The sequence below is a fragment of the Bradyrhizobium sp. 164 genome (assembly GCF_023073715.1).
In the GTDB taxonomy this organism is placed as follows: Bacteria; Pseudomonadota; Alphaproteobacteria; order Rhizobiales; family Xanthobacteraceae; genus Bradyrhizobium.
On the sequence record NZ_JADPKA010000083.1, the window covers coordinates 130,156 to 150,878 of the forward strand.

Below are 20,723 nucleotides of genomic sequence, written 5' to 3' on the forward strand. Positions count from 1 at the left end.
CCTGCCCTACTCCCCGTCCCGCAAGCGCCGATACAGCGCACCCAGAATATTGGAATAGTCGTCGGTCCAGACCCGCATCCTGTCGTCAGCTTCGGTCTGCTCCCATGACTTCGAGGAAGCGAGCCTGCCGATGTCCGCCTCCTCCCGCGCGGAGATGACGACGTCGGTCGAGAAGATGTAATCGGAATCGCGCCCGGAATCCTCGTTGAAGACCCAGCTCGTGAGATCGTTGGCATCGGCAATGCCGACCACGACGGTCTCGAGATCGAGATGCCGGTTGGAGACGTGCATCACCACGGCGCCATACGGGGCGAGCTTGTCCTTGTAGATCTTCATCGCCTCCTTGGTCGCAAGGTGAATCGGGATCGCATCGGACGAATAGGCATCGACAATGATGAGGTCGTAGGCGCCGTTGGGCTCCTTTGCGAAGGTGAGCCGCGCATCGCCGATCACCGGCTTCATATCCGGCAGGCAGCTCGAGATGTAGCGGAAATTCCTGGGGTCGCGCGCTGCGTCGACCATGGATTGGTCGATCTCGAAGAATTTCCAACTCTCGCCGGGTTCAGCAGCACAGGCAAGCGTGCCGGAGCCGACACCGATCGCAGCAACCTTCAGTGGCGCGCCCTTGCGCTCGCGGATCGCGCTGACCGCCTGACCGATGCCGCCGTCCTTGTGATAGTAGGTGATCGGCTCGGGCCGGCCGACGACCGGCGTGCCATCATTGTTGCGGAAGCGCTCCGCGCCGTGGATCGTGGTGCCGTGCATCAGCACGTGGAAATAGCCGCCGGGCGTCACCACGATCTTGTGCACGCCGAAGAAGCTGCGCACCGTCGTGACGCGTCCCTCGTCTGCGGGATAGACCCGGATCAACGCCAACGCGAGGGCGACGGTCGCAAAAATCTTCCAGCGGCCGGCATTGAGCGTCAGCGCCAGAAGAGCTGCCAGCCCGCCGACGGCACCGGCGATCCAGACGCGATGGTCCTCGAACCAGGTCGAGAGGTCGCCCGTCGTAGTGGAGGGCGCGACGAGCGCCACCGCGAGCGCGGCGAGCGCCGGCCAGTACCATTTGACGATGCCCGCCAGCCGCTCGTTCGCCGACGGCCGGCATAGCGCGGCGAGCGCAATCAGGATCGGGTATTCGGCGATCCACGAGAAGGTGAACGGCGCGACGAGCCCTGCGAACAGGCCGCCGACCATGCCGCCGAACGACAGCGCGACATAGAAGCCGGTGAGATATTTGGCTGCCGGCCGCGTCCGCGCCAGTTCGCCGTGGCAGGCCATGGCGATGAGGAAGAAGCACAATTGATGACCGCCGAGCGTGAGCAGCAGGTTCTGCTCCCCGCCGAAAGCCAGCAGGACAACCACGCCCGCGATCGCGACCGGCTGGAGCATCAGCATCCATTTGTGCGGCAGCAGCGGACGCGACTGGAACACGACGACCCAGGTGAGCAGATACAGGGATAACGGCAGCACCCACAGAAGCGGTGCCGCCGCGACATCGGTGGAGATGTGCGCGGTCACCGCGATGAGCAGACCCGACGGCACCGCGGCCAGGAAGATCCAGCGCAGCCGCGTCACCAGACCGGGCGCCGGCGCATTGACCTCCTCCGCTCGCGCATCGACCACCGTCAGCTGCGGCGAGCGCAACAGCAGCACGCCGCAGGCGGCGATCAGCAGGATCAGGAGGCCATAGCCGGCGGTCCACAACCGGTTCTGCGTGTGCAGCGTGAACATCGGCTCCAGCAGGAACGGATAGGACAAAAGCGCGAGGAAGCTGCCGATGTTGGAGGAGGCATAGAGGAAATAGGGATCGTGCCCGGCGGGATGGCCGGTGCGGACGAACCAGGCTTGCAACAGTGGATTGTTGGCGGCGAGCGCGAAGAACGGCAGGCCGATCGAGACCACGAACAGGCCGAGCAGCCAGACCGCATAGCCCGAAGCGGGCGGCTCGCCATAGGCGGAGGCGATGCCGAGCGGCAGGGTCGCCAAGGCCGCGATCAGCAGCACCAGATGCACTGCGACCGGAACGATGCGGCTTTTGACCTGCATCAACAGATGCGCATAGGCGTAACCCGCCAGCAGCAGCGACTGGAAGAACACCATCGCGACCGACCACACCGCCGGCGAGCCGCCGAGCCGCGGCAGCACCATCTTGGTGAACAGCGGCTGCACCGAGAACAGCAAGAGCGCGCTGACGAAGATCGCGGCGGTGTAGACCGTCAGCAACAGCCGGTTGCGTGATGAGGACGGCTGCTCCGTGGCGGCGGGTTGCACGATCGAATCCATGGAAGCTCCGGCAAAAGCGTTTTCCAGCGAAGTGGGCACCGGTTCGCGCGACAGAACGCGTCGGACGATGCCCCCGGCGGGCGCCGGACGGCCGCAATGGAGCACAAGGCGCCTGAACGGGCAATAAAGGCGCTCCTGATGTTGCGGCGAGGAATGCTTGATATACAGATGTCGTACGGGGCGATGCGAAGCATCGAACCTGGAACCTCGAAATTCCGGGTTGCGCTCCGCGCGCCCGGAATGACGGTGGATTGGACTTGAACACTTCATGACAGAAACCGACGTCGTCATCATCGGCGCTGGCCATAACGGCCTCACCTGCGCAGCTTATCTCGCGACGGCAGGTCTACGCGTGCGCGTGGTCGAGCGCCGCAAGGTGATCGGCGGAGCGGCGGTCACAGAGGAATTTCACCCCGGCTTCCGAAATTCGGTCGCGGCCTACACCGTGAGCCTGCTCAATCCGCAGGTGATCCGCGACTTGAATCTTGCGGAACAAGGCTTGCGCATCGTCGAACGGCGCGCGCAGAATTTTCTACCCGCACCCGACGGCAGCTATCTCCTCACCGGCGAGGGGCGGACGAAGGATTCCGTGGCGCGGCTGAACGCGCATGACGCCGATGCGCTCGACGGTTTCACGCGCGAGCTGGAAGAGATTGCCGACGTGCTCAGGCAGTTCGTGCTGCGCGCGCCGCCGAACCTGCTTGACGGCTTTGGCACGAGCGCGATCCGCGAGGCCGTGAATGCGTTAAAGACGGCCAACATTCTGCGTGGGCTGACGCTGGAGCAGAGCCGCAGCCTGCTCGACCTCTTCACCCGCTCCGCCGGCGAGATGCTGGACGAGCGTTTCGAGCATGATCTTGTCAAGGCGCTGTTCGGTTTCGATGCCATCGTCGGCAATTATGCCAGTCCCTACGCGGCGGGTTCGGCCTATGTGATGCTGCATCACGCCTTCGGCGAGGTGAACGGCAAGAAGGGCGTCTGGGGCCACGCCATCGGCGGCATGGGCGCGATCACGCAGGCGATGGCGCGCACTGCGCGCGATCGGGGCGTCGCGATCGATACCGACGCGGGCGTGCGCGAGATCATCGTCGAGCGCGACCGCGCGGTCGGCGTAGTGCTGGAGAACGGCACCGCCATCCGCGCCAAATATGTCGCAGCCAACGTCAACCCAAAACTGCTCTATACGCGGCTGGTTGCGGCCGACGCCCTGCCCCAAGACTTCCTCGCCCGTATCCGGCACTGGAAGAATGGCTCCGGCACCTTCCGCATGAACGTGGCGCTGGACCGCCTGCCCTCGTTCACGGCGCTCCCCGGTCAGGGCGATCATCTCACCTCGGGCATTATCCTGGCACCGAGCCTCGGCTACATGGACCGCGCGTATCACGATGCGCGCGCGCAGGGCTGGAGCCGTGAACCTGTCGTCGAGATGCTGATCCCCTCGACGCTGGACGGCACGCTGGCGCCCGAAGGCAAACATGTCGCGAGCCTATTCTGCCAGCACGTCGCGCCGGAGCTTCCCGATGGAAAGTCCTGGGACGACCATCGTGACGAGGTCGCCGATCTCATGATCGCGACGGTGGACAAATATGCCCCGGGCTTTGCGGCGAGCGTGCTCGGCCGCCAGATCCTCTCGCCGCTCGATCTTGAGCGGCAGTTCGGCCTCTTGGGTGGAGACATCTTCCACGGCGCGCTGACGCTGAACCAGCTGTTCTCGGCGCGGCCGATGCTGGGCCATGCCGATTATCGCGGCCCGCTGAAAGGCCTCTACCATTGCGGCTCCGGCGCCCATCCTGGTGGCGGTGTCACCGGCGCTCCCGGCCACAACGCCGCACAGGTGATCTTGAGGGATCACCGGTCGCTGTTCGGAAGCCGTGGATAGGTCTGTGGACGAGCTGTGGATCGCCTGTCGAGATGCCTGCGCACGGCGGAGCGCCACAGGCTGGTCGATAGGCGGTGGAGAACTGCGGGGCCACTGCCGGAAAAGTCCGTGGATAGGCGTCGTACAAGGTGCGGATAACCTGTGGAGACTGCTCGATAGCCACATGTCGCAAAACGACCTCGCCCGCCAGGGGGTAATCCCCCTCGCGGGCGCTGGGTCAAAAACAGCCTATGAAGAAAAGTAGCCCCCGCTGGGAAATGGGAGGCGGAAATTACTTCAAAGAGGTGCTAATCGAACCGAACTTCTCGTTCAGGCTGGTGCCCAGGCTGTTCACCACGGTGATGATCGCGAGGGCAATACCGGCTGCGATCAAGCCGTATTCGATCGCAGTTGCACCGGACTCGTCCGACCAGAACTTCTGAACCATGCGCTTCAAGATTTGCCTCCGTTCCATTTCAAGCTGTGTTGGCGCCGCCAAACATCCGGAAATTTACGGCATGCGACCTACGGTCCGGTTAATCTGAGAGCTGCAACTTGTGCTGAAAATTGGGACTAAAAACTGCAAAAATTGAACCCGACGGAACCTTAGAATGCAGCCCGCCCCTACCCATCGCGCCAGCTTCTCGATCGGCAGCGAGGCCGCCGCCAGGCGTGTCGTCGACCTGCTCACCGAGGTGTTTTTCGAGGGGGATGCGGCGGTCGCTGCTTTCGAGCGGCCGGACGGCCGATGGGACGTCACCCTGCATTTTGCCGCCGCGCCGGACCAAGCATGGCTGCGCGAACTGGTTGCAACTTCAGCAGGAAATGAGATCGCACAGACGCTAGCCTTCGATATCGTCGAAGCCAAGGACTGGGTCAAAGCGAGCCTGGAAGACCTCGTCCCCGTCCCGGCCGGCCGTTTCGTCGTGCACGGCAGCCATGACCGCGACCGCGTGGCAGCGAACAAGCTCGCCATCGAGATCGAGGCGGCGCTCGCCTTCGGTACCGGCCACCACGGCACGACCCGCGGCTGTTTACTGCTGCTTGACCATGTCCTGAAGAGTTCCCGGCCGCGCAACTTGCTCGACCTCGGTACCGGCACCGGCGTGCTGGCGATTGCAGCCGCGAAGGCGTTGCATCGGGCGGTGCTTGCCTCCGACATCGATCCGCCCTCGGTGCGGGTGGCGGCCCAGAACGCGGCGCTGAATGACGTCGGCAACCATGTGCGGGTGATCCGCGCCACCGGCTTCGCCGCGGCGGAGTTCGGCAAATGGGGTCCGTTTGACCTGGTGTTGGCCAACATCCTCGCCAATCCATTGCGGCAATTGGCGAGTCCGATGGCGCGGCATCTCGCAGCCGGCGCCTACGTCATCCTCTCCGGCCTGTTGACGCATCAGGCCACCGCCGTGATCGCCGCCTACCGCGCGCGCGGCCTCGTGCCGCTGCGGCACCTGCGCATCGAGGGATGGAGCAGTCTGTTGCTGCGGAAGATGGGGTGACTGGTCGAAGCTGCCCTAGGTTGGGCCAAGCGCAGCGTGTCCACCAACCTCATTCGCGAACGCCCACTACTCCCCCGGCTTCTCGTTCTGGCGCGTCGCGCGCTCGTCCTGCAACGCCCGCCTCGCGCGGCGTTCGGCGAATCGATCGATCATCTGGCTGATGAGGCCGCGCGGCTTCTTCGGTGTCGCCGTAGCCGGCGCGCGGCGCACCGGCGGCGAAATCTTCTCAAACGTGAATGATGGCATCGTGTGTCCCCTCGCCGTTGAGATGAACCACCTGCTCGAATTTCCCTGTTATCCGGACGAAGCGCAACTGCCGCACCCTTTACTCCACTCAATTCGAATGGAACCATTTCAAGCACAGTCCATGCCAGATGCGACGCAAATGCGTCTAGATTGCGGACTGATCCCCATCATCCTAAAGTGATCCACCATGTTCGAAGCGCACTTCCAAACATTCGAGGAGCCCGAGGCCGGCGTCGCATTGGCGGCGCGCCTCGCTGCGCTCCGCGAAGAACTCGCCCGCCGCAAGCTGACAGGGTTCGTGATCCCACGCGCCGACCAGCAGCAGAATGAATATGTGCCGCCGTCGGAAGAGCGGCTCGCCTGGTTGACCGGCTTCACTGGATCGGCTGGATTGGCGGTGGTGCTGACCCAGGAGGCCGCGATTTTCGTCGATGGCCGCTATACGCTCCAAGCCGCCAAGCAGGTCGATGCCAGGGCTTGGGCGGTGGAATCGCTGATCGATCCGCCGCCGGAGAGCTGGGTGTCGGCGCACTTGAAGCCCGGCGAGCGCCTCGGATTTGATCCATGGCTGCACACTTCTTCAGCAGCCGAGCGCCTGTCCGCTGCCTGCGGCAAGGCCGGCGCCGAGCTGGTTGCGGTCGACAACAATCCCGTCGACGCGATCTGGCAGGACCGACCGCAACCTCCCCTCGCGCCGGTGACCGTGCACGGAATGCAACATGCCGGTCTCACTGAAGCCGACAAGCTGACCCAGATCAGAGCCGAGATCGACAAGCTCGGCGTCGACGCGCTGGTGGTGTCGGACAGCCATGCCGTGGCCTGGACCTTCAACATCCGTGGCGCCGACGTTGCGCATACGCCGCTGCCGCTGTCCTACGCGCTGGTGCCGAAGGACGGACGGCCAACGATCTTCATCGACCAGCGCAAGCTCTCCAACAGCACGCGCGACCATCTCGAACAGTCCGCCGACGTCCGTGAGCCCGATGCGATGGCGCCGACGCTGATGGCGCTCGCCAAGAGCGGCGTCGCAATCGCGCTCGACAATGCCACCGCAGCCGACGCGCTCAGCCGGCTGATTGCAGGCGCCGGCGGCAAGCCGGTGCGCGGCAGCGACCCGATCGCGCTGCTCAAGGCGGTGAAGAACGCAACCGAGATCAAGGGCACGAAGACGGCACATGTGCGCGACGCCGTGGCGCTGGCGCGCTTCCTCGCGTGGATCGATCGCGAGGCACCGAGCGGCAAGCTCACCGAGATCGACGCGGTCGAGGCGCTGGAGACATTCCGCCGCGACACCGGTGCGCTGAAGGACGTCTCGTTCCCGACCATCTCGGGCACTGGCCCGAACGGCGCCATCGTGCACTACCGCGTCACCCGCAAGAGCAACCGCCGGATCGCCCCCGGCGACCTGCTGCTGATCGATTCCGGCGCGCAGTATGAAGACGGCACCACCGACGTCACCCGCACGATGGCCGTGGGCGAACCGACGGCGGAGATGCGCGACCGCTTCACCCGCGTCCTGCGCGGCCATATCGCGATTGCGCGCGCGGTCTTTCCCGACGGCACCACGGGCGCGCAGCTCGATACGCTCGCGCGGCAATATCTCTGGGCCGCCGGCGTCGATTTCGAGCATGGCACCGGCCACGGCGTCGGCAGCTATCTCTCGGTGCACGAGGGGCCAGCGCGGATCTCGAAGCTCGGCACCACGCCGCTGAAGCGCGGCATGATCCTGTCCAACGAGCCGGGCTACTATAAGACCGACGGTTTCGGCATCCGCATCGAGAACCTCGAACTGGTGGTCGCCGCCGACATCAAGAGTGCCGAGAAGCCGATGAATGCATTCGAGACGCTGACACTGGCGCCGATCGACCGCCGACTGATCGATGTGGCGATGCTGGCCAAAGACGAGCTCGATTGGCTCAATGCCTACCACGGCCGCGTCCGGACCGAGGTGCGGCCGGGGCTGGACGAAGCGACGAAGACCTGGCTCGATCAGGCGACGGCGGAGCTGAGGGCGTAATGCGCATGGCGCCGCACGCGCTACGCAACTCTCCTCGCCCCACCGAGCTGTCATGCCCCGCGAAGGCGGGGCATCCAGTACGCCGCGGCGTCTCCGCATAGCACGACTGCCTCTGGAATGCTGGATTCCCCGCCTTCGCGGGGAATGACAACTAGAGTGGCGCACGGGCAACGCGCCCAATCGATCGCGATCACCCTCACCATAACCCTCCCGGAATCCGTATAGCCGCATTCCGAAACACCGATATCCGCCTTGCGCGAGCAAGCTACAGTCCGACTCGCATTTTGAAGAGACGGATACGCATGCACGGCATGATCAGCAAGCCGCCGGGAGCGGCGACCCTCGCGACGTCGCGCTTGGTGCTGCTGCTCTTGGTGGTCATGACCGGGATCGCGCCGATCTCGCTCTACATGCTGGTTCCGGCACTGCCGGTGCTGGCGAGCAATTTCGGCAGCGACATCTCGATCGCGCAGATGACAGTGTCGCTCTACATGGTCGGCATCGCGCTGTCGCAGCTCATCATGGGGCCGCTGTCGGACAGGTTCGGCCGGCGCCCGGTGCTGCTTGGAGGGCTGGCGCTGATGATCGCGGCGAGCGTTGCCTGCATCTTCGCGCAAAATCTGCCGCAGTTGATCGCCGCGCGCTTCTTCCAGGCATTGGGCGGAGCCGCCGGCATGGTGGTGAGCCGCGCCATCATCCGCGACATCTATGAGCGCGACCGCGTCGCCTCGATGATCAGTCTCGTGGTCGCTGCTCTGATGATCGGACAGATGGTCTCCCCGCTCACCGGCGGCTTGATCGAGACCGCGTTCGGCTGGCGCGCGATCTTCTACGCCATCACGATCGCCGCGATCATCGTCGCCGTCGGCATCGCCGTCGCACTGCCCGAGACGCGCCGCACCCGTGCCGCCGGCAGCGGCTTTCGCCGCGACGTCGGCATCCTGATCCGCAACCGCGCCTTCGTGGGTTACGTGATGTGCCAGGTGCTGGCCTCGCAGATCATCTTCACCTTCGCCGGCGGCGGCCCCTATATCGTGGTGACGCAGATGGGCCGCAGCAGCGCGGAATACGGCGCATGGTTTGCGACGACGGGTTTCGCGTATCTTGTCGGCAATCTGCTTTGCGTGCGCTTTGCGCCGCGGCACTCGCTGGAGAAGCTGATCTGGTTCGGGCTTGCCCTCCAGCTCTGCGGCAGCCTGCTGAACCTATTATGGAGCTTCGCCGGCTGGAACGAAGCGCCCGGCTGGCTGTTCGGCACCCAGATGATCGTGATGGTCGGCAATGCCTTCGTGATGGCGAATTCGGCCGCCGGCGCCATCAGCATCCGTCCCGAAGCCGCCGGAACCGCCTCGGGCGCGATGGGCTTCCTTCAACAGGGTATCGGCGCACTGATGTCGCAATTCGGCGCCTATCTCGGCGGCCACTCCGCCACCACGCTGCCGCTGACCTCCGCGGTCCTCGCGATCTCGCTGCTCTGCGCCTGCATGATGATATTCGTCGTGCCCCACCGGGAGATGGTGGTGAGCGAGACCCTGATCGGGCAAGCGGAAGAGGAAGAGAGCGGGATGATGTGAGGGACGGCTTGCCGCCTCGCGGTCATCGCGAGCCGACGGTTCCGCGCGAAGCGCGGCCCGATGATAGGCTCCGCGAAGCAATCCAGACCGTCGCCGCGGAAAGACTCTGGATTGCTTCGCTGCGCTCGCAATGACGAAGAAAACCTCATTCGCCGATCAGCTTCAGCCACTCGTCCTCGGTCAGCACCTTGACGCCGTGCTTGTTGGCTTCCGCGAGCTTCGAGCCTGCGCCGGGACCGGCGACCACGAGATCGGTCTTCTTCGACACCGATCCCGACACCTTTGCACCCAGCCGCTCCGCGGTTGCCTTGGCCTCGTCACGCGTCATCTTTTCCAGCGAGCCGGTGAACACCACGGTCTTGCCGGCGACGGCCGAATTGCTCTTCGGCTTCTCGGCGTCGACGATCTCGACTTCCTTGGTCAGCCGCTCGACGATGCCGCGATTGTGGCTCTCGCCGAAATAGTCGGCGATGCTCTTGATCACGGTGTCGCCGATCTGGTCGAACGCGTCCATGTCCGCCATCGCCTCCTCGTCGCCCTTGGCGACCTTGAGGCAGGCGTCGTGAAAGGCGTCCCAGGAGCCGTAGCCGCGTGCGAGGGCCAGCGCCGTGGTCTCACCGACATGGCGCATGCCGAGCGCATAGACGAAGCGCTCCAGCGCGATTTTCCGGCGGCTCTCGATGGCGTCGAACAGATTTCGCACCGACGTCGCGCCGTAACCCTCGATCTCTTCAAGCTTGAGCTTTGAGTTGCGCTTCTCCAGCGTGAATATGTCGGCAGGCTCCTTCACCCATCCCTCGTCGAAGAAATACTGGAGCTGCTTCTCGCCGAGACCGTCAATGTCGAAGGCGCGGCGGGAGACGAATAGCTTGAGATGCTCGATCTTCTGATAGGGGCAGGCGAACTCGCCGGTGCAGCGGGCGCGCGAGCCCTCCTCGCCGGTCGCCGTCTCCTCACGCACGACGTCGGTGTGCAGCGGACACGGGCACTTCTTCGGGAAGTGAAATTCCTTGGCGGTCTTCGGCCGCTTGTCGAGGACGACATCGACCACCTGCGGGATGACGTCGCCGGCGCGTTGAATCACGACCGTATCGCCGATGCGGATGTCGCGGCCCTCGCGCAGCACCTCGCCCTTGTTGCCGATGCCCTTGATGTAATCCTCATTGTGCAGCGAGACGTTCTGCACGATCACGCCCCCGACACCGACCGGTTCGAGCTTGCCGACCGGCGTAAACGAGCCGGTGCGGCCGACCTGGATCTCGATGTCGCGCAGCACGGTCATGGCACGTTCGGCCGGGAATTTGTGCGCGATGCCCCAGCGCGGCGTGCGCGAGACGAAGCCGAGCCGTTCCTGCCAATCGATACGGTCGACCTTATAGACGACGCCGTCGATGTCGTAGTCGAGTTTTGCGCGCTGCTCCTCGATTGCGTGATGGAACGCCAGCAGCTCCTCGACGGAGTGACACAGCTTGGTCAGCGGATTGGTCTTGAAGCCGCAACGCTCGAACCAGGCGATCATGCCGCTCTGCGTGCCCTCGGGCATCGCGCTCATCTGGCCCCACGCATAGGCGAAGAAACCGAGCGGACGCGAGGCGGTGATGGTGGGGTCCTTCTGCCGCAAGGAGCCTGCGGCCGAGTTGCGCGGATTGGCGAAGACGGTGCCGCCCTCCGCCTTCTGCCGCTCGTTGAGCGCCAGGAACGCCATTTTGGTCATATAGACCTCGCCGCGCACCTCACAGATGTCGGGGACGTTGCGGCCCTTCAGCTTCTGCGGCACGTCTTCGAGCGTGCGGATGTTGGCGGTGACGTCCTCGCCCACCGCACCGTCGCCGCGGGTTGCGGCGGTGACGAGCTCGCCGCCCTCATAACGTAGTGACATCGAGAGACCGTCAATCTTCGGCTCGGCGGAGAAATTGACCTGATCGTCGTCGAGCTTCAGGAAGCGCACGATGCGGCCGACGAAGTCGCGCACGTCCTCTTCGGCAAAGGCGTTGTCGAGCGACAACATCGGGACGGCATGCCGCACCTTCCTGAAGCGGCCCGACGGCGCCGCGCCGATCTTCTGTGACGGCGATTCCGCGCTGACGAACTCCGGAAAGCGCTTTTCGATGGCATTGAGGCGCTGGCGCAGCGCGTCATATTCGGCGTCGCTGACGGTGGGCGCGTCCTCTTGATAGTAGCGCCTGTCGTGCTCGCCGAGCTCAAGCGCGAGCCGCATGTGCTCGACCTTGGCCTGCGCCTTGGTGAGCTCGGCGACGTCACGAAGCGGTGTTGCTTTGGATTTTGCTCTGACCATTATACTTAAGGTTGCGTCTCGTCGTTCCGGGATGGTCCGGAGGACCAGACCCGGAACCTCGAGATTCCGGGTTCGCACGTCGTGCGCCCCGGAATGACAGTGGGAGGGGCTCGTGGCTTATTACGTCTATATTCTAGCAAGCCGACGGGATGGGGCAATCTACGTCGGCATCACCAATGACCTTGTGCGTCGCGTCTATGAGCATCGAATCAAGGCGGTGCCGGGCTTCACGACCAAGTACAACATCACACGGCTGGTCGGTTTGAGACTTATGATGATCCAATAGCTGCAATCTCACGCGAGAAAGAACTCAAGAAGTGGAAGCGGGTCTGGAAAACTCAGCTGATCAAGAAGGAGAATCCAAACTGGAATGATCTCTACGAGTCGATCTGCAAATGACGCGTCATTCCGGGATGGTCCGCAGGACCAGACCCGGAATCTCGAGATTCCGGTTCGGCTCTTCGAGCCGCCCCGGAATGACGGATAACTAAGCCGTCGCCGCCTTGAGCAGCCGTTCCGCGGCCGCCCTGGCTTCGGCCGTGATTTCCGCACCCGCCAGCATCCGCGCGATCTCCTCGCGGCGGTGATCGGCGGCCAGTGCGTTGACGCGGGTGGCGACGCGCTTGCCCTTGTCAAGGGCGTCCTTGGATATCAAGAGGTGCTGGTCGGCGCGGGCGGCGACCTGTGGGGCGTGGGTCACGGCCATCACCTGGACCTTGCCGGCAAGCCGCGCCAGACGGCCGCCGATGGCGTCGGCGACCGCCCCGCCAACGCCGGTGTCGATTTCGTCGAACACCAGGGTCGGCGCCGAGCCGCGATCTGACAGCACGACCTTAAGCGCCAGCAGGAAGCGCGAGAGTTCGCCGCCGGAGGCGACCTTCATCAGCGGACCCGGCTTGGTACCCGGATTGGTCTGCACCCAGAACTCGACGCGGTCGAAACCCTGCGGTCCCGGCGCGGCCTCGTCGGTCTCGACCTGAGTCATGAATTTTGCGCGTTCGAGCCTGAGCGGCGCGAGCTCGGCATTGACCGCCTTGTTGAGCTTCTCCGCCGATTTCTGCCGCGCCAGCGACAATTTCTTGGCGGCGGCCGCATAGCGCGCATCCGCCTCGATCGCGGCCTGCTCCAGCTTCTTCAGCTGCGAGGCACCGGCATCGATCAGCGCGACGTCGGCGGCATATTTGGCGGCAAGCGCGGCGAGCCCGTCGACCGGCGTCGAATATTTGCGTGACGCCGCACGCAAAGCGAAGAGCCGCTCCTCGATGCGCTCGAGCTCGGCGGGATCGAAATCGGTTGCCGCCAAGGCCGCCTGAAGGTGCTGGTCGGCTTCCTCCAGCGCGTTGATCGCGGCGTCGATCGCTTTCACCGCGGGCTCGACCAGCGCCGGCGAGTTGACGCCGCGGCGCTCCAGCCGTCGCACCGCGGCGGACAGCGCCGCGACCGGCGAATGATTGCCGCCAACCGCCTCCTGCGCCTCGCGCAAATCGGAGGCAATCTTCTCGCCCTGCATCATGGTGGTGCGGCGCGAAGCCAGCGATGTCTCTTCGCCGTCCTTGGGCGCGAGCTGCTTCAGCTCGTCGGAGGCATGGCGCAGATAATCTGCCTCGCGGGCGGCGCGCTCCATGCCGGCGCGGTGCTCCTCAAGCCCGGTGTTGGCGGTGCGGCGCGCGTCCCATAGCATCTCGACCGCGGCGACGTCCTTTTCGAGGCCGGCGAAAGCGTCGAGCAGGCGACGATGGGTGGCGGCATCGACCAGCGCACGCTCATCGTGCTGGCCGTGGATCTCGACCAGGGCGGCGCCCACCGCCTTCAGTGTCTGCACGCTGATCGACTGGTCGTTGATGAAGGCACGGGTGCGGCCATCGGCGAGCTGCACGCGGCGGAGAATCATCTCACCGGTATCGTCCAAGCCGTTCTCGGCCAGGATCTTCGTCGCGGGGTGATTTTTGGGGACATCGAACACGGCGGTGACCTGCCCCTGCTCCGCACCGTGGCGCACGAGGCCGGCGTCGCCGCGGCCGCCGAGCGCCAGCGCAAAGGCATCGAGCAGGATGGATTTGCCCGCACCGGTCTCGCCGGTCAAAACCGCAAGGCCGGTGGCGAATTCGATATCGAGCCGTTCGATCAGGACGATGTCACGGATCGACAGACGCGCCAGCATGGAACCAAATTTCCTAGCCGAGACCCATCTTCTTGAAGGTCCGGCTGATCCAAGACCCCTGATTCTCGCTCGGTTCGAGACCGCCGGATTTTACAAGATTATAGGCGTCCTTGTACCAGCGGCTATCAGGAAAATTGTGCCCGAGCACGGCCGCCGCGGTCTGCGCCTCGCCGACGATGCCGATCGCCATATAGGCCTCGGTGAGCCGGAACAACGCCTCCTCGACGTGGCGGGTGGTCTGGTACTGCGTGACGACGGTCTTGTAGCGGTTGATCGCAGCCGTGTAGTCGCGCTTCTGCGCGTAATAGCGGCCGACATTCATTTCCTTGCCGGCGAGCTGGTCGCGCGCGCCCTCGATCTTGGCCTTGGCCGAGGTGGCGTATTCCGAGTTCGGATATTTGCGCACTACCTCTTCCAGCGCGGCAATGGCCTTCTCGGTGCGGGCTTGGTCGCGGCTGATGTCCGGGATCTGGTCGTAATGCGAGGCGGCGATCAGGTATTGTGCATAGGCCGCGTCCGGGCTGCCGGGATGCAGCGTGACATAGCGGGTGGCGGCGCCGATGCAGCCGTCATAGTCGCCGCCCTGGTAGGACGCGTAGGCCGACATCAGCAGCGATTTGCGGGCCCATTCGGAATAAGGATGCTGGCGGTCGACCTCTTCGAACTTCTTGGTCGCCGCCTTCATGTCCTTCTTCTCGTTCATGAGGTACAGGCCCTCATTGTAGATCTTGTCGGCGGGCTCCTCGACGAAGGTGTCGTCCTTGGCGGTGAACTTGTCCCAGAGTGCGCCGGTGCCGCAGCCGGCCAGCGGCAGCGCGAGCAGGATGAAGGTGACGGCGTGAAGCAGGCCGCGGGCTCGAGACGAGACCGGGAGATATCCGCGCGTCATACGCTGTGCCGACATGAGTTTTGCCTTGACGCCCTGTGATGCGGTGCCCGCCAGCCCATGACCCCCGTCATGGGCGCGAAATGTGACCGTGGTGCCTGCCATACGACCACGCCGATCTATCCGAAAAACGATCGTTACCAACCGGATAGGCAGGCATTTCGCCCGGATTAAGGCGAACGTGCCGCAATGCTAGTCGATCATGGTTACCAGGAATTTCCCGGGGTCGGTCGCAAGCCGTGGCTGCGACAACAGGTCTGTCAGGACACGTCCGGCCCGTAGGCTGCGGCGATCCGGCCGCCGACGATACCGCGACCAACTTCGCCCTGCGGACGCGTGGTGCGGCGGGCCGTTTCGCCTTCGACCACCCGCCAGGCGGTACGGTCGGCCAGCAGCGCGGTCAGGACGGCATGGTTGAGCTTGTGGCCGCCACGCACCGAGCGGTAGGCGCCAAGCAGCGGCAGCCCGGCCAGCGCGAGGTCGCCGATCACATCCAGCACCTTGTGGCGGGCACATTCGTCGGCATAGCGCAGGCCCTCGGTATTGAGCAGCCGCTCGTCGTCGAACACGACGGTATTGTCGAAGGAGGCGCCGAGGGCATAACCCGCGCTCCAGAGCCGCGCGACATCGCCCATCAGCCCGAAAGTCCGGGCCCGGCCGACTTCGCGGCGGAAACGTTCGGGGCTGAGGTCGAAGGCGTAGCTCTGCTGGCCGATGACGGGGTTGGTGAAGTCGATCTCGACCTCGGTGCGGAACCCATTGGCGTAGGGCCTGATCTCGCCGAAGGAGTCGCCGATCTTCACCGAGATCGGCTTCAAAACCTGAATGAAGCGGCGCTGGGCCGATTGGGTGACGATGCTGGCCTGGTCGATCGCGGCAATGAAGGCGGCGGCACTGCCGTCCATGATCGGCACTTCGGGCCCGTCGATCTCGATCGTGGCATTGTCGACACCCATCCCGCGCAGTGCAGCAAGCACATGCTCGGCGGTGGAGACCAGCGGGCCGTCGCGATCGCCGAGGACGGTGGCGAAGTCGGTCGCGATCACCTGCTCGGCGGTCGCTTGAACTTCGCGGTCACTTCCCTCAAGCCCGGTGCGGACAAAAACAAAGCCCGCGTCGACAGGCGCAGGCCCAAGCGTGAGAGTGACGGGAAGACCGGAATGAACGCCCACGCCTGCCACCGAGGCTTGCGCACGAAGCGTTGTTTGCCGGCTAAATTTCATCAGGAACCCGCCCCACTACGACCACCGCGACTTATACGAGACCCGCCCGGCCGGCCAGTGCCGACGTCCCGCGAATCCGTATCCCCAAGTCACGGGCAAACCATAGTCACTGCCCCAAACAGCGCCAACTCACGCTTTTTTACCGATTGTTACCCCAAACCCGCCGTATTCGCGCCAAGGCTTAACCAAATTGCACTGAGGTCTGGGGGCCGTCATAGGCAGTTTCACTGAACCATCAACTGCGGAATTAATGATTTAAAATCAGCTACTTAGTCGTGCAATCCGGGCATGGACGGGACAAAAGAAAAGGTCCCGGCAAACGGGTTGCCGGGACCTTTTTTCGTCTGGCTCGGTGTAACAATCCTCAGGTCGCCTGCCGCCGCAGGAAGGCCGGGATATCAAGATGGTCGTCTCCCTGTGGCGCCGGCGCAACAGGCGCGGGACGACCGTGCATGTCCAAGCCCTGCGGCGCCGGACGGCGGGCATACTCCGATACCGGCTCGCTCGTCGCGATCTGCTGCGCGACGGTCTTCTGCGGTCGGCGCTCGGGCAGCGGTGGCATCGCGGGACCAGCGGTGCGGGCGGCGATCGGCGCTTCGCTCTCCTCGTCGCGACGGCCGAGGCCGACATTGGCGAGACGCTGGAGCAGCGACAGACGGCTCTTCTGGGGGGTCTCTTCCTCGACCTCGCCGCGGGCCTGGCGAATCTCGGCTTGGGCCGGCATCGGCAGTTCCTCAAGGCGCGGCATCCGCGGCGCGCGAACCGGCGGGCGCTCGGCCTGTGGCGGGATGAAGTTTTCGGGCGTCATCGGCTCCTGCATCGCGATCGGGGCCTGCTCCGGCTCCGGGAACAGGGTCGGCTTCTGCGCGATCGGGCGCACGGTGACATCGCCGTAGGTCTGCACCGGCGCGGGCGCCTGCGGGACGTCCGCGACGGCGGCGGCGATGGCGGCGAGCGCAGCGCGCTCGACGTTCTGACGGGGCGCGGCACCGGCCGGAGCCGGCGCGGCCGCCGGGGCCTGCGCGTCGAGCTTCTGGGCGCGTTCGGCAAGACGCTGATTGTCGGCACGGAGCCGCGCGGTCAAATCGGCAAGACGGCTCTCGGCAGCGACGGCCGGAGCAGCGGCGGCCTGCTGTGCCTGCGGAGCCGGGTTCGCGACAGGAGCGGAGGTCGCCTGGCTGTTGCGGGCGATCGCGGCCTGCTCGATGCCGGTGGCAACGACCGAGACGCGGATCAGACCATCGAGCGCTTCGTCGAAGGTCGCGCCGACGATGATGTTGGCGTCCTGGTCGACCTCCTCGCGGATGCGGGTCGCGGCCTCGTCGACCTCGAACAGAGTGAGGTCCTTGCCGCCGGTGATGGAGATGAGGAGGCCCTTGGCGCCCTTCATCGAGCTATCGTCGATCAGCGGATTGGCGATGGCAGCTTCTGCGGCGGTCAGCGCGCGCTTGTCGCCCGACGCCTCGCCGGTGCCCATCATCGCCTTGCCCATCTCGCGCATGACGGCGCGGACGTCGGCGAAATCGAGATTGATCAGGCCTTCCTTGACCATCAGGTCGGTGATGCAGGCAACGCCGGAATAGAGCACCTGATCGGCCATCGCGAAGGCGTCGGCGAAGGTGGTCTTCTCGTTGGCGACCCGGAACAGGTTCTGGTTCGGGATGATCAGGAGCGTGTCCACGACCTTGTGCAGCTCGTTAATGCCCGCCTCGGCGGTGCGCATGCGGCGGCCGCCCTCGAAGTGGAACGGCTTGGTCACGACGCCGACGGTGAGAATGCCCATGTCGCGCGCGGTCTTGGCGATCACGGGTGCAGCGCCGGTGCCGGTGCCGCCGCCCATGCCGGCAGTGACGAACACCATGTTGGCGCCCGAGAGATGGTCGCGCAGTTCGTCGATCACCTCTTCCGCCGCCGCGGCGCCGACGTTCGGCTGCGAGCCGGCGCCGAGGCCTTGGGTGACCGCCGTGCCCATCTGCACGATGCGCTGCGCTTTCGACATCGTCAGCGCCTGCGCGTCGGTGTTGGCGACCACGAAGTCGACGCCCTGGAGGCCCGCCGTGATCATGTTATTGACGGCATTGCCGCCGGCGCCGCCGACGCCGAACACGGTGATCCGGGGCTTCAGTTCGTGAATATCAGGAACATTGATGCTGATGGTCATGGTTGCTGCCTCTCGATCACGCGCGCGTGGGTTCGCCCCGGCCGGCGGCCGCGGGAGTTGGTGAAAATCGACAATTGCGGAAAGCAGTCATCAGAAGCCCTCGCGTAGCCATCGTCCGACCTTTCCGAAGTATCCGCCGGTCCCTGTCTTGACCTGCTGCCGCGTATGCCGCGGTTCGACATGTTCGAGGTGAACATATTGCGGGTAGACGAGAAGTCCGGCCGGCACCGCGAACGCGGCGTTCTTCGCCTCGTTGGGCAGCCGACCGAAGCCGAGCGGACGTCCGACCCGCACGGGCCGGCCGAGAATTTGGGTGCCGAGCTCGACGAGGCCGGTCAGCTGCGAGGCGCCGCCCGAGAGCACGACGCGGCCGTTGGGCTCTGAGGCGAAAGGCGAATCCTTCAGCTTGTCCCGAACCATTTCGAAGACTTCCTCGGCACGGTGCTTGACGATGTTGGCGATCGTGGCGCGGGAGACGATCTGCGGCAGATCCTGCTCGTCACCGGCTGTCGGCACAGACATCAGCTCACGCGAGTCCGATCCGCCGGTGATAACGGTCCCGTATAACGTCTTGATTCGCTCGGCATCGGCAATGGTCGCGGAGAGTCCGCGCGCAAGATCCATCGTGATGTGTTGCCCGCCGACCGCAAAACCGGCCGCATGCACGAAACGGCCGCCGGAATAGACGGCGATCGTGGTGGTGCCTGCGCCCATCTCGACCACGGCAGCGCCGAGATCGGCCTCGTCATCGGTCAGCACCGACAGGCCGGCGACATAGGGGCTTGCCGCCATGGCTTCGACATTGATGTGGCAGCGCTCCACTGCCAGCATCAGGTTCCGCGCCACGGTGGCGTCGCAGGTGACGACATTCATGTCGACGCCGAACTGGTGCGCGACCATGCCACGGGGATCGCGGATGCCCTTGACGCCGTCGAGGGTGTAGCCGACCGGGAGCGCGTGCAGCACGGTGCGGCCTTCGCCCGTGGCATGGCGCATGCCGGTCGAGGTGACGCGGCTGACATCGGCCGGGGTCACAGCGCCGCCTCGGATGTCGGCGGCAGCCTCGACCAGCTGGCCGGAGAGCCGGCCGCCGGAGACCGACAGCAGCACGGACTCGACCCGCACCTTGGCCATCGTCTCCGCGAGCCCGACGGCCTGTCGCACCGCCTGCTCGCATTCGGTCAGGTCGATCACCGCGCCGGCCTTCATGCCGCGCGACTGGATCTGGCTGTAGCCGATCAATTCCACGGCATGGGTGCGGCCGCGCAACGCCTCGCTCGGCGGCGACGGCTTCAGCCGCGCGATCATGCAGGCGATCTTGCTGGTGCCGATATCGAGGCAGGCGACGATGCCGCCGCGTTTGTGCGGCATCGGGCGTGTCTTCGGCGTCTGGGTGCGATCGAGACCGGTCATGCGGAATCCCCGGCCTTCTTTTTCTTCTTGTCCTTGAACTGCTCCTCGCGCGCCTTGGCGGCGTCGTCGGACAGCTGCACCACCAGACGATCAGGCAGGCGCATGTCGACAGCGACGATGTCGCGGGAGAACAGCCTGTCCTCCTTGTCGAGCTTGGACAGCATCGCGAGCGCGTTGCCGACGTCCTGCTCGGGCAGGCGGATGTCGAGACCGTCCTTGAGCCTCAGATTCCAGCGCCGCTCGCCGACATAGATCGCGGCTTTCGTCACCGAATTGACCTGCGGATAACGCGCCAGCAGGGCGAGGAAATCGCGAGCCTGCGCCTCGGCGCCCTTGCCGACCACGAGCGGCAGCGACAGGAAGCGGCGCGAGACATAGGGTTCGAGCACGGCGCCGTCATCGGCGATTACGGAGAGCCGGCCGGCCTCCTGCCACAGCGCGAACGGCTTACGTTCGGTGAGCTCGATCATGAGCTGGCCCGGATAGAGCTTCAGTACGGTCGCGTCCGCAATCCAGGGATTGGCCTTGAGCTTGTCGCGCACCGCCTCGGCGTCGAGGAACAGCAGCGAGGAGCGACCACTGACGCCGCCAATCGCGAGGATCTCGTCCTGGGTCAGCTGCTTGCGGCCGTTGATCACGACGGAGGTGATGCGGAAGCCGGCGGAATTGGCTAGCGCGTTGCGGGCATCGTTCACCGCGGTGATGAAATCCTGGAGATGGCCGCCCTTGACGATGCCGAAGCCGCAGCTTCCGATCAGGAGCAGCACGGTCATGCTGATCCCGACCCGGCGCGGCAGATAGCGCTCGACGAGCGCGACCACACGCGGCGGCGGCTCGCGCTCGACGACGGCCTTCACCCTGGCCTTGGTCTTGATCTTGTCCTTGGCGGCGGCGCGCGCCTCGGCGTGCTTGTCCTGCACCCACTCGCGCAGAAGCACGACCGCTCCGATAGCGGCCGCTTTCAGGTCAGCTTGGGGCCTCAGCGATCTCAGAAGCGACCGGGTGAGGCTTCCTGCACCATCCATTGCACGAGCTCAACAGTTTGCCCGCGACATCGCGCGGATCCTGGCGAACATGACGTCTCGGGCCTGCCGGACCGGGAG

General features: G+C 65.1%; 14 protein-coding genes and 1 pseudogene. 5 read left to right on the plus strand and 10 right to left on the minus strand.

Annotation, left to right across the window (positions count from 1 at the left end; all coding sequences use genetic code 11):
• Nucleotides 1-6: 6 nt before the first annotated feature.
• Nucleotides 7-2,286 carry a fused MFS/spermidine synthase gene (locus IVB01_RS25820; RefSeq protein WP_247494981.1) on the minus strand — a complete coding sequence of 760 codons (2,280 nt, stop codon included), beginning with the start codon at nucleotides 2,284-2,286 and terminating at the stop codon, nucleotides 7-9.
• A 268-nt stretch (nucleotides 2,287-2,554) separates the two neighbouring features.
• Here IVB01_RS25820 and IVB01_RS25825 point away from each other — a divergent pair, with 268 nt between their 5' ends.
• On the plus strand, nucleotides 2,555-4,165 hold the full coding sequence (locus IVB01_RS25825) for an NAD(P)/FAD-dependent oxidoreductase (protein ID WP_247278482.1): 1,611 nt from the start codon (nucleotides 2,555-2,557) through the stop codon (nucleotides 4,163-4,165).
• 271 nt (nucleotides 4,166-4,436) lie between these two features.
• On the opposite strand, the gene IVB01_RS25830 is transcribed toward IVB01_RS25825, so the two are convergent.
• Entirely contained in the window at nucleotides 4,437-4,601 is a 165-nt protein-coding gene (locus IVB01_RS25830) for a Flp family type IVb pilin (protein ID WP_247278481.1), read from the minus strand.
• 154 nt (nucleotides 4,602-4,755) lie between these two features.
• Here IVB01_RS25830 and IVB01_RS25835 point away from each other — a divergent pair, with 154 nt between their 5' ends.
• Complete coding sequence (locus tag IVB01_RS25835; protein ID WP_247278480.1) at nucleotides 4,756-5,643, plus strand: 50S ribosomal protein L11 methyltransferase; 888 nt, start codon at nucleotides 4,756-4,758, stop codon at nucleotides 5,641-5,643.
• Between the two features lie 66 nt (nucleotides 5,644-5,709).
• Here IVB01_RS25835 and IVB01_RS25840 read toward each other — a convergent pair whose 3' ends face one another.
• Nucleotides 5,710-5,889, minus strand: coding sequence for a hypothetical protein (locus IVB01_RS25840; RefSeq protein WP_247278479.1), 180 nt, complete (start codon nucleotides 5,887-5,889; stop codon nucleotides 5,710-5,712).
• Between the two features lie 187 nt (nucleotides 5,890-6,076).
• Here IVB01_RS25840 and IVB01_RS25845 point away from each other — a divergent pair, with 187 nt between their 5' ends.
• Together IVB01_RS25845 and IVB01_RS25850 are read left to right on the plus strand one after the other, a co-directional pair.
• Entirely contained in the window at nucleotides 6,077-7,906 is a 1,830-nt protein-coding gene (locus IVB01_RS25845) for an aminopeptidase P family protein (protein ID WP_247278478.1), read from the plus strand.
• Nucleotides 7,907-8,208: 302 nt separating this feature from the next.
• Entirely contained in the window at nucleotides 8,209-9,480 is a 1,272-nt protein-coding gene (locus tag IVB01_RS25850) for a multidrug effflux MFS transporter (RefSeq protein WP_247278477.1), read from the plus strand.
• Nucleotides 9,481-9,625: 145 nt separating this feature from the next.
• On the opposite strand, the gene ligA is transcribed toward IVB01_RS25850, so the two are convergent.
• On the minus strand, nucleotides 9,626-11,776 hold the full coding sequence (gene ligA / locus IVB01_RS25855) for an NAD-dependent DNA ligase LigA (protein WP_247278476.1): 2,151 nt from the start codon (nucleotides 11,774-11,776) through the stop codon (nucleotides 9,626-9,628).
• Nucleotides 11,777-11,888: 112 nt separating this feature from the next.
• Here ligA and IVB01_RS25860 point away from each other — a divergent pair.
• Nucleotides 11,889-12,175 (plus strand): annotated as a pseudogene (locus IVB01_RS25860) (GIY-YIG nuclease family protein).
• A gap of 88 nt (nucleotides 12,176-12,263) precedes the next feature.
• On the opposite strand, the gene recN reads toward IVB01_RS25860, so the two are convergent.
• From recN to IVB01_RS25890, 6 genes are all read right to left on the minus strand, one after another.
• Nucleotides 12,264-13,937, minus strand: a complete 1,674-nt coding sequence (gene recN / locus IVB01_RS25865) for a DNA repair protein RecN (protein WP_247278475.1) — start codon at nucleotides 13,935-13,937, stop codon at nucleotides 12,264-12,266.
• 13 nt (nucleotides 13,938-13,950) lie between these two features.
• A complete protein-coding gene (locus IVB01_RS25870) occupies nucleotides 13,951-14,841 on the minus strand; it encodes an outer membrane protein assembly factor BamD (RefSeq protein WP_247278474.1) in 891 nt (296 codons plus the stop codon).
• Nucleotides 14,842-15,083: 242 nt separating this feature from the next.
• Complete coding sequence (gene lpxC, locus IVB01_RS25875; protein ID WP_247420297.1) at nucleotides 15,084-16,046, minus strand: UDP-3-O-acyl-N-acetylglucosamine deacetylase; 963 nt, start codon at nucleotides 16,044-16,046, stop codon at nucleotides 15,084-15,086.
• A gap of 364 nt (nucleotides 16,047-16,410) precedes the next feature.
• The gene (gene ftsZ / locus IVB01_RS25880) at nucleotides 16,411-18,207 is read right to left on the minus strand and encodes a cell division protein FtsZ (RefSeq protein ID WP_247278472.1); all 1,797 of its coding nucleotides are present in this window, start codon (nucleotides 18,205-18,207) and stop codon (nucleotides 16,411-16,413) included.
• Nucleotides 18,208-18,297: 90 nt separating this feature from the next.
• Nucleotides 18,298-19,620, minus strand: a complete 1,323-nt coding sequence (ftsA, locus tag IVB01_RS25885; protein WP_247278471.1) for a cell division protein FtsA — start codon at nucleotides 19,618-19,620, stop codon at nucleotides 18,298-18,300.
• A complete protein-coding gene (locus IVB01_RS25890) occupies nucleotides 19,617-20,645 on the minus strand; it encodes a cell division protein FtsQ/DivIB (RefSeq protein ID WP_247278470.1) in 1,029 nt (342 codons plus the stop codon). The genes ftsA and IVB01_RS25890 overlap by 4 nt, the downstream gene beginning before the upstream one ends.
• Nucleotides 20,646-20,723 lie beyond the last annotated feature (78 nt).

Bases quoted from the DNA above. Each gene is read 5' to 3' on its own strand.
- recN (WP_247278475.1), bottom strand. From the start codon at position 13,937: ATGCTGGCGCGTCTGTCGATCCGTGACATCGTCCTGATCGAACGGCTC.
- IVB01_RS25835 (WP_247278480.1), top strand. From the start codon at position 4,756: ATGCAGCCCGCCCCTACCCATCGCGCCAGCTTCTCGATCGGCAGCGAG.
- ftsA (WP_247278471.1), bottom strand. From the start codon at position 19,620: ATGACCGGTCTCGATCGCACCCAGACGCCGAAGACACGCCCGATGCCG.
- ligA (WP_247278476.1), bottom strand. From the start codon at position 11,776: ATGGTCAGAGCAAAATCCAAAGCAACACCGCTTCGTGACGTCGCCGAG.
- IVB01_RS25870 (WP_247278474.1), bottom strand. From the start codon at position 14,841: ATGTCGGCACAGCGTATGACGCGCGGATATCTCCCGGTCTCGTCTCGA.
- IVB01_RS25845 (WP_247278478.1), top strand. From the start codon at position 6,077: ATGTTCGAAGCGCACTTCCAAACATTCGAGGAGCCCGAGGCCGGCGTC.
- IVB01_RS25890 (WP_247278470.1), bottom strand. From the start codon at position 20,645: ATGGATGGTGCAGGAAGCCTCACCCGGTCGCTTCTGAGATCGCTGAGG.
- ftsZ (WP_247278472.1), bottom strand. From the start codon at position 18,207: ATGACCATCAGCATCAATGTTCCTGATATTCACGAACTGAAGCCCCGG.
- IVB01_RS25850 (WP_247278477.1), top strand. From the start codon at position 8,209: ATGCACGGCATGATCAGCAAGCCGCCGGGAGCGGCGACCCTCGCGACG.
- lpxC (WP_247420297.1), bottom strand. From the start codon at position 16,046: ATGAAATTTAGCCGGCAAACAACGCTTCGTGCGCAAGCCTCGGTGGCA.
- IVB01_RS25840 (WP_247278479.1), bottom strand. From the start codon at position 5,889: ATGCCATCATTCACGTTTGAGAAGATTTCGCCGCCGGTGCGCCGCGCG.
- IVB01_RS25820 (WP_247494981.1), bottom strand. From the start codon at position 2,286: ATGGATTCGATCGTGCAACCCGCCGCCACGGAGCAGCCGTCCTCATCA.
- IVB01_RS25825 (WP_247278482.1), top strand. From the start codon at position 2,555: ATGACAGAAACCGACGTCGTCATCATCGGCGCTGGCCATAACGGCCTC.